The organism is Intestinibacillus massiliensis, from assembly GCF_900155735.1.
GTDB lineage: Bacteria > Bacillota > Clostridia > Oscillospirales > Butyricicoccaceae > Intestinibacillus > Intestinibacillus massiliensis.
In genome coordinates this window covers 35,929-43,255 of record NZ_LT707060.1, presented here as the reverse complement: position 1 = coordinate 43,255, position 7,327 = coordinate 35,929, and the positions used below count along the sequence as shown (strand labels likewise).

Genomic DNA, 7,327 nt, shown 5'->3' with positions numbered 1-7,327 from the left:
CATAGTCCTCGAGCGGCATGGCGCGCACCTCGCCGTCGACCAGCACGCGGATTTCCCCATCCCCTGCAGCGGGCGCCGGCGAGCCGGTTTCCCCGCCCTGCGGCGCGCCCCCGGCGCCGCCCTGCCCGTCCTCTTCCTTAGGCAGGGATGTTTCTGCAGTTACAGGAAGGCTATCCTGCGAAATCTGCGCCTCCACCCCGTGATAATAGCGGTTGTACGCCAGCGGGAGCGCATAGACGATTGCCAGCAGTACCAGCCCGAGTGAAAGCAATTTCTTCATTTTTCTTCCTCCTTGGCCGAAACGGCCGGAAATTTTTATACATTTCACAAATTGACATATTTGCAAGTTTAGGTTACAATAAATTCATTATCGCTTTTCAACGCCGATCTTGACGCCCGAAGGAGTAAAACACAATGCAGGAAAACATGAAGGGCACGGAGCCCACGCTCATAGACAACCTATGCGGACACTTCCGCGAAAATTCCCAGGTGAACCCTGCGCTGTACACGCGCTACGGCATCAAGCGCGGCCTGCGCAACGCCGACGGCACCGGCGTGCTCGTGGGCATGACGCGCGTCAGCAACGTGCACGGCTACATCGTCAACGAAGGCGAACGCGAACCGATCGAAGGCCGCCTGACCTACCGCGGCATCAACCTGTACGACCTGCTGAACGGCTTCCAGGCGGAAAACCGCTTCGGCTTCGGCGAGGTCGGCTACCTGCTGATGTGCGGCACGCTGCCCGGCCACAGCGAGCTGGAGGCGTTCGAGCACGCGGTTGCAGAATCGCGCAACCTGCCGGACAACTTCACGGAGGACGTGCTCATGCGCGCGCCGAGCCACGATATCATGAACAAGCTGGCCAGCGCGACGCTTGCCCTCTATGCCTATGACGAAAACCCGGACGATACCTCGATCCCGAACGTCATGCGCCAGGGCATCGGCCTGATCTCCCGTTTCCCGGTCATTATTTCGCACGCCTACCAGGCCAAGCGCCGCTATTTCGACAACGCCAGCATGTACCTGCACGTCCCCGACAAGACCAAGTCGACCGCGGAGAACATCCTCGGCCTGATCCGGCCGGACGGCCAGTACACCCTGGAGGAAGCGCGCCTGCTCGACCGCTGCCTCGTCATCCACGCGGAACACGGCGGCGGCAACAACTCCGCCTTTGCCACCCGCGTCGCCTCCTCCTCGGGGACGGATACCTATTCCGCGATCGCCGCGGCGGTCGGCGCGCTCAAGGGCCCGAAGCACGGCGGCGCGAACCTCAAGGTCATGCAGATGTTCGACGACATCAAGGCGCACGTCGCCGACTGGGCGGACGCGGACGAGGTATACGCCTACCTGCTCAAAATCCTGCGCCGCGAGGCCGGCGACCATTCCGGCCTGGTCTACGGCATGGGGCACGCGGTCTACACGCTGAGCGACCCCCGCGCCGTCGCCCTCAAGGAAGGCGCGCGCCCGCTCGCGCAGGAAAAGGGCTATGTGAAGGAATTCAACCTCGTCGAGCTGGTCGAAACGCTCACCCCCCGCGCCTTTGCGGAGGTGCGCGGCGAGGACGTCAAGACCATGTGCGCGAACGTCGACCTGTACTCTGGCCTGGTCTACACCATGCTCGGCATCCCGCGCGAAATGTTCACGCCGCTGTTCGCCACCGCGCGCATCGTGGGCTGGATGGCGCACCGCCTGGAGGAGATCGCAATGGGCGGCAAGATCATCCGCCCGGCATATAAGCCCATGCGCCATACCCCGAAATTTTACGTGCCGCTGTCCGAGCGCCCGTGAAGCCATATAAAAAAGCAGGCCGTGGCGGATGCCGCGGCCTGCTTTTTCACCCCTTGACAAAACGCCCGTTCGATTGTATGATGGAAATCAAACAAGTGTTCTGATTTGCAGGGAGGGATTTTTATGGATTTACAACATATGGCACAGGAATACCGCATCAACGGCGCGCTGCTGGAATTGCGCATCGTCCAGCTCCAGTACCGGCTGGCCGGCACCCGGCAGCCAGAACTGCGGCGGCGGCTGAAGCGGCGGATCGGCACCCTGTACGGCATGCTCGGCGAAAGCCGCCGCACCGCCTATGACCTGCAGCACTATTACGACCAGGGCGGGTCCCGGCCATACGTGCGCCGCCGCGCCCTGTAAATACGGCAAAAAGCCCCCGGCATAGGCGCCGGGGGCTTTTTGCCGTCAACGCATCACGGCGAGCGTTTTTTCCGAGAGCCGCCGCATCAGGAACAACGCCGCCAGGAATGCGCACGCCTCTGCAACCGGGAAAGCCGTCCAGATGAGCGTCTCCGCCCGCGCGGACTTGGTGAACGCCCAGGCAAGCGGCAGCGCAACCACAATCAGGCGCAGCAGCGAGAGGATGAGGGAGCCGACGCCGTCGCCCAGCGCCTGGAAAATCCCCTGGTACGCGATGTTTGCCCCGACAAACAGGTAGCCGAGCGTAATGATGCGGATCGCGCACACGCAAAGCGACTGGATTTCATCTGACAGCGCGAATACCCCCGCCACCTGCCGCGCGCATACCTGCAGCAGTACCGCGCCGAGCAGCATGNCAGCGCCAGGCCCCAGACCGGGCGGGCGGCCACCCGGCAGCAAGACCGGGGGGGGGGGCTGAGGCGGGGGATCGGCCCCTTGTACGGCATGCTCGGCGAAAGCCGCCGCACCGCCTATGACCTGCAGCACTATTACGACCAGGGCGGGTCCCGGCCATACGTGCGCCGCCGCGCCCTGTAAATACGGCAAAAAGCCCCCGGCATAGGCGCCGGGGGCTTTTTGCCGTCAACGCATCACGGCGAGCGTTTTTTCCGAGAGCCGCCGCATCAGGAACAACGCCGCCAGGAATGCGCACGCCTCTGCAACCGGGAAAGCCGTCCAGATGAGCGTCTCCGCCCGCGCGGACTTGGTGAACGCCCAGGCAAGCGGCAGCGCAACCACAATCAGGCGCAGCAGCGAGAGGATGAGGGAGCCGACGCCGTCGCCCAGCGCCTGGAAAATCCCCTGGTACGCGATGTTTGCCCCGACAAACAGGTAGCCGAGCGTAATGATGCGGATCGCGCACACGCAAAGCGACTGGATTTCATCTGACAGCGCGAATACCCCCGCCACCTGCCGCGCGCATACCTGCAGCAGTACCGCGCCGAGCAGCATGATGGCCAGCGTGTACCCCATGCCGTAACGGATACCCTGCCGGACGCGCCGGCGGTCCATCCTGCCGTAATTGAAGGCAATGACCGGGATCATCGCGTTATTCATGCCAAACGCGGCAAAAAAGACGAACTGCTGGATTTTGTAATACACGCCGTATGCCGTGACCGCCGCACTCGATACCGCCCCAAAAATAATGTTGACGCCGTAGGTCATAATGGACATGAGCGCCTGCATAATGACGGCCGGGACGCCGACCTGGTAAATCTCCCGGATAATCCCCCTGTCCGGCCGCATATAGCGGAAGGCCGTCGACAGGTCGCGCCGGTTAAAGCGGTAATGGAATACGGCGTCCAGCGCAAACGACACGAACTGGCCGATGACGGTCGCCCAGGCCGCGCCCGCGATACCCATTGCAGGCAGGCCGAAATACCCGAAGATCATCACCGGGTCGAGCACGATGTTTGTCAGCGCGCCCGCGACCTGTGCCAGCGTGGACAGCGTGGTGCGCCCGGTGGCCTGGAGCAGCTTTTCATACGTCATATACATGGTCACGCCGAACGAAAACACCGTGCAGATGCCAAGGTATGTCCGCCCCATTTCCAGCACGACGGGATCTGCCGTCTGGGATTTGAGGTACAGCCCCACGCCGCACAGGCCGAACAGCAGGAATACGGCATAGGTGCACAGCCCGAGGAAGACCGAATTGCCCGCAATGCGGCTGCCCTTCCCCCGGTTCCCCTCCCCCAGGCTTTTAGACAGCACGGCGTTGACGCCGACGCCGGTACCCACACCGACCGCGACCATCAGCATCTGTACCGGGAAGGCGAGCGTGAGCGCGTTGACGGCATAATCCCCCATGTTGGCGATTTCCGCCGTGCCCTGCATACAGCTTACAAAATAGCTGTCCACGATGTTGTAAAGCGCCTGCAGCGCCATGGACAGCACCATCGGCAGCCCCATCGTCAGCAGCAGCCGCGGCATGGGCTGTACACCCATTTTGTTCATTTCCATCTTTTCGTTGTCCATAGGAACCTCCCAGTGTTGAAATACGGAGACTTTTATACGGGAAAGCTACCACAACCACGGAATAAGGGCAAAAAAAATTGCGTAAACCCAAATCTGGATTTACGCAATTCTGCCACTCGATTGTACTTATTATAGCATCGCGCCGCCCAAAATGTCAAGCGGCGCGGCGGGCAGGACAGTACTATATTGCCCCTCTTACACGGTCACCGTACCCGGGCGGAGCATATGCCGCACGCCCTCCTTGCAGACCTCTTCCGTGATAAAGGCGGTACCGCCGTAATTTAAAAACGTGTAAAAATCCTCTATCGTATTGACGATCAAGGGGCGCGGGCGGCCGATCTGCCTTAACAGCGCGGCGGCCTTGTCGGGTAAAACCGGCCGCAATTGGTAAAGCTCCCGCCCGTCCTTTTCACCCACGTACTCCATATGCCCGCGCATCGGGTAGAATTCCTTTTCGGGGTCGTATTCCAGCCAGTAATAGGTATGCCCCTCTAGCGCCTCCTGGTTTTGGAGCCTCAAACAGTATATATTCCTCTTTGCATAAGGCTTGAGGAAGGAAACGTCCGCATTGTCGGAAAGGCCGAGCAGGTAATCGACCGACAGGTCGAAAATACAGGCCAACTGGATCAAATTATGGGTGTCCGGCGTGGACTGCCCATTCTCGTAACGCAGGACGGTCTTTTCACTCGCCCCGATGAACTTCGCAAGCGCGGCGGCCGTCAGGCCGCAGGCAACCCTTGCGTTATGGATACGCTCGCTTGTTTTTGACATATCCGCCACCTCCTGTTACCAGCATCATACACAATGCGGCGTGCAAAAACAAGGGACAATATTGTCCGGCGGGGCAGGCAAAATAGCGCAATCCCCTGCACCGGAAGCGAAGAAACACCCCGTCCGGCTAAGGAACCCCGCGCAAAGCGGGGATCCGTGCCAAAAGGGGCGTCCTGCTGAACCTTTGACCGTATAAAATAGGCTTCCGCGTCTCCCGTCCTCCCCGGGGCGGAGCCCAGCGCAGCGGGTCCGCACCGGAAGCGAAGAAACACCCCGTCCGGCTAAGGAACCCCGCGCAAAGCGGGGATCCGTGCCAAAAGTGGTGTCCTGCTGAACCTTTGACCGTATAAAATAGGCTTCCGCGTCTCCCGTCCTCCCCGGGGCGGAGCCCAGCGCAGCGGGTCCGCACCGGAAGCGAAGAAACACCCCGTCCGGCTAAGGAACCCCGCGCAAAGCGGGGATCCGTGCCAAAAGGGGTGTTTCTGAGCTGGCACGCCCGAGAGGATTCGAACCTCCGGCCTACCGCTTAGGAGGCGGTCGCTCTATCCAGCTGAGCTACGGGCGCATAGTTTTGCGGTTGCCTGCCAAAAGGCAATCTTTAATTATGATACCGGAAAACGCGCCCGCTGTCAACCGCTTTTGCCTTTGTTCATCTTGCCCGGGCTGGAGAAAGTTTCTCAAGCAATTTTGACAAAATAGCAACAATCTTGTTTTACTTACCGGGGGTTGTGTGTTATGATACAGTTGTTAAGAATTTGGGTTATCTAAATAATAAATGACACTAAAATCTGAAATGGGAGTGAGAAAACGTTGAAAATGCATATCACAGAAACCGTCCTGCGCGATGCGAACCAGTCTTTGATGGCCACGCGTCTGCCGCTTAGCGATTTCAAGGATGTGCTCGACCTGATGGACAAGGCGGGATACCATTCCGTCGAGTGCTGGGGCGGCGCAACCTTCGACTCGTGCCTGCGGTATTTGGGCGAAGACCCCTGGGAGCGCCTGCGCACGATCAAATCCCACATGAAGAACACCAAGCTCCAGATGCTCCTGCGCGGCCAGAACCTGCTGGGCTACCGCCACTATTCGGACGATACGGTGCGCCGCTTTGTGCGCAAGTCCATTGAAAACGGCATGGACATCATCCGTATTTTCGACGCGCTGAACGACATGCGCAACATCCGCACGGCGGTCGACGAATGCCTGAAGGCGGGCGGGCATGCACAGGGCACCATCTGCTATACCCTCAGCCCGATCCACAACCTTGAAATGTACGTGGGGCTCGGCAAGGAAATCGAGGCGATGGGCTGCAACAGCCTGTGCATCAAGGACATGGCGGGCATCATGAGCCCGAAGGAGTGCTTCGACCTGGTTTCCGCGCTCAAGGCAGAAATCAAGCTGCCGATTTACGTCCACACCCACGCGACAACCGGCCTCGGCGCGATGACCTACCTCAAGGCCGCGGAGGCGGGCGCGGCCGGCATCGACTGCGCGACCTCGTGCTTCGCGGGCGGCACCAGCCAGCCGGCGACCGAATCCCTGACCTATACGCTGTCCCAGATGGGCTTCGACTGCGGCGTCGACCGCGACGTGCTCAAGAAGGTCAACGATTACTTTGTGCCGATCCGCGACAAGTTCATCGCGGAGGGCACGCTCGACCCGTACGTCCTCGGCACCAAGGCCGACGCGCTGACCTACCAGATCCCGGGCGGCATGCTGTCCAACCTGGTCGCGCAGCTCAAGGCGCAGAACGCGCTCGACCGCCTGGACGAGGTGCTGCTCGAAACCCCGCGCGTGCGCCGCGACCTGGGCTATCCGCCGCTCGTCACGCCGCTTTCGCAGATGGTCGGCGTACAGGCGACCGTCAACGTGCTGGTCGGCGAGCGCTATAAGAATGTCGGCAAGGAGATCAAGGCCTATATCCGCGGTGAATACGGCAAGGCGCCCGGCCCGATCGACCCCGCCCTCGCGGCCAAGGTGCTGGGCGACGAGAAGCCCATGACCGGCCGTTTCGCGGAGACCATCGCCCCCGAGTTCCCCGAGGCGGAGAAATACCTCGGCGAACGCGCGCAGTCCGAGGAGGACGTGCTCTCCTATATCGCATTCCCGCAGCAGGCCGAGCAGTATTTTGCCAAGCGCGACAGCGAAAAGCCGCTCAAGGCCACCTACAGCATCAAGGAGGTCCAATAAGCCATGGGTATTACCAGTCTTTCCATCCCCGAAGCGCTGCTGATCGCGCTGTCCGGCTTTGTCGTGGTCTTTATCATGCTGGCAGTGCTCAGCCTGATGATCGTTGTGATTTCCAAGGTCGTCGGCTCGCTCTCCGGCAACAAAGCCGCGGCGCCCGCCGCCGCAGCGCCCGCACCCG

The 7,327-nt window shown here is 60.9% G+C and carries 8 protein-coding genes and 1 tRNA gene; 4 read left to right on the top strand and 5 right to left on the bottom strand.

What is annotated here, in order from left to right; genetic code table 11:
• Positions 1–280, bottom strand: a 280-nt coding sequence (locus tag CZ203_RS14775; RefSeq protein ID WP_159456495.1) for a hypothetical protein, incomplete at its 3' end; no start/stop codon positions are given.
• Between the two features lie 134 nt (positions 281–414).
• On the opposite strand from CZ203_RS14775, the gene CZ203_RS11585 reads away from it, so the two are divergent.
• Both CZ203_RS11585 and CZ203_RS11580 read left to right on the top strand, forming a co-directional pair.
• On the top strand, positions 415–1,788 hold the full coding sequence (locus CZ203_RS11585) for a citrate/2-methylcitrate synthase (protein ID WP_407927736.1): 1,374 nt from the start codon (positions 415–417) through the stop codon (positions 1,786–1,788).
• Positions 1,789–1,911: 123 nt separating this feature from the next.
• Positions 1,912–2,151: a hypothetical protein gene (locus CZ203_RS11580; RefSeq protein ID WP_087066286.1), complete on the top strand. Its 240-nt coding sequence runs from the start codon at positions 1,912–1,914 to the stop codon at positions 2,149–2,151.
• 45 nt (positions 2,152–2,196) lie between these two features.
• Here the strand turns inward: CZ203_RS11580 and CZ203_RS11575 are convergent, their stop codons facing one another.
• From CZ203_RS11575 to CZ203_RS11560, 4 genes are all read right to left on the bottom strand, one after another.
• On the bottom strand, positions 2,197–2,565 hold the full coding sequence (locus CZ203_RS11575) for an MATE family efflux transporter (protein ID WP_087066285.1): 369 nt from the start codon (positions 2,563–2,565) through the stop codon (positions 2,197–2,199).
• A gap of 228 nt (positions 2,566–2,793) precedes the next feature.
• Positions 2,794–4,188: an MATE family efflux transporter gene (locus CZ203_RS11570; RefSeq protein WP_087066284.1), complete on the bottom strand. Its 1,395-nt coding sequence runs from the start codon at positions 4,186–4,188 to the stop codon at positions 2,794–2,796.
• Between the two features lie 195 nt (positions 4,189–4,383).
• Complete coding sequence (locus CZ203_RS11565; RefSeq protein ID WP_087066283.1) at positions 4,384–4,959, bottom strand: helix-turn-helix domain-containing protein; 576 nt, start codon at positions 4,957–4,959, stop codon at positions 4,384–4,386.
• A 488-nt stretch (positions 4,960–5,447) separates the two neighbouring features.
• A tRNA-Arg gene (locus CZ203_RS11560) sits at positions 5,448–5,524 on the bottom strand.
• 251 nt (positions 5,525–5,775) lie between these two features.
• Here CZ203_RS11560 and CZ203_RS11555 point away from each other — a divergent pair.
• On the top strand, positions 5,776–7,149 hold the full coding sequence (locus CZ203_RS11555; RefSeq protein ID WP_087066782.1) for a pyruvate carboxylase subunit B: 1,374 nt from the start codon (positions 5,776–5,778) through the stop codon (positions 7,147–7,149).
• Positions 7,150–7,152: 3 nt separating this feature from the next.
• On the top strand, positions 7,153–7,327 hold a 175-nt coding region (locus CZ203_RS15535; RefSeq protein ID WP_200809483.1), incomplete at its 3' end, for an OadG family transporter subunit.

Bases quoted from the DNA above. Each gene is read 5' to 3' on its own strand.
- CZ203_RS11585 (WP_407927736.1), top strand. From the start codon at position 415: ATGCAGGAAAACATGAAGGGCACGGAGCCCACGCTCATAGACAACCTA.
- CZ203_RS11580 (WP_087066286.1), top strand. From the start codon at position 1,912: ATGGATTTACAACATATGGCACAGGAATACCGCATCAACGGCGCGCTG.
- CZ203_RS11575 (WP_087066285.1), bottom strand. From the start codon at position 2,565: ATGCTGCTCGGCGCGGTACTGCTGCAGGTATGCGCGCGGCAGGTGGCG.
- CZ203_RS11570 (WP_087066284.1), bottom strand. From the start codon at position 4,188: ATGGACAACGAAAAGATGGAAATGAACAAAATGGGTGTACAGCCCATG.
- CZ203_RS11565 (WP_087066283.1), bottom strand. From the start codon at position 4,959: ATGTCAAAAACAAGCGAGCGTATCCATAACGCAAGGGTTGCCTGCGGC.
- CZ203_RS11555 (WP_087066782.1), top strand. From the start codon at position 5,776: ATGCATATCACAGAAACCGTCCTGCGCGATGCGAACCAGTCTTTGATG.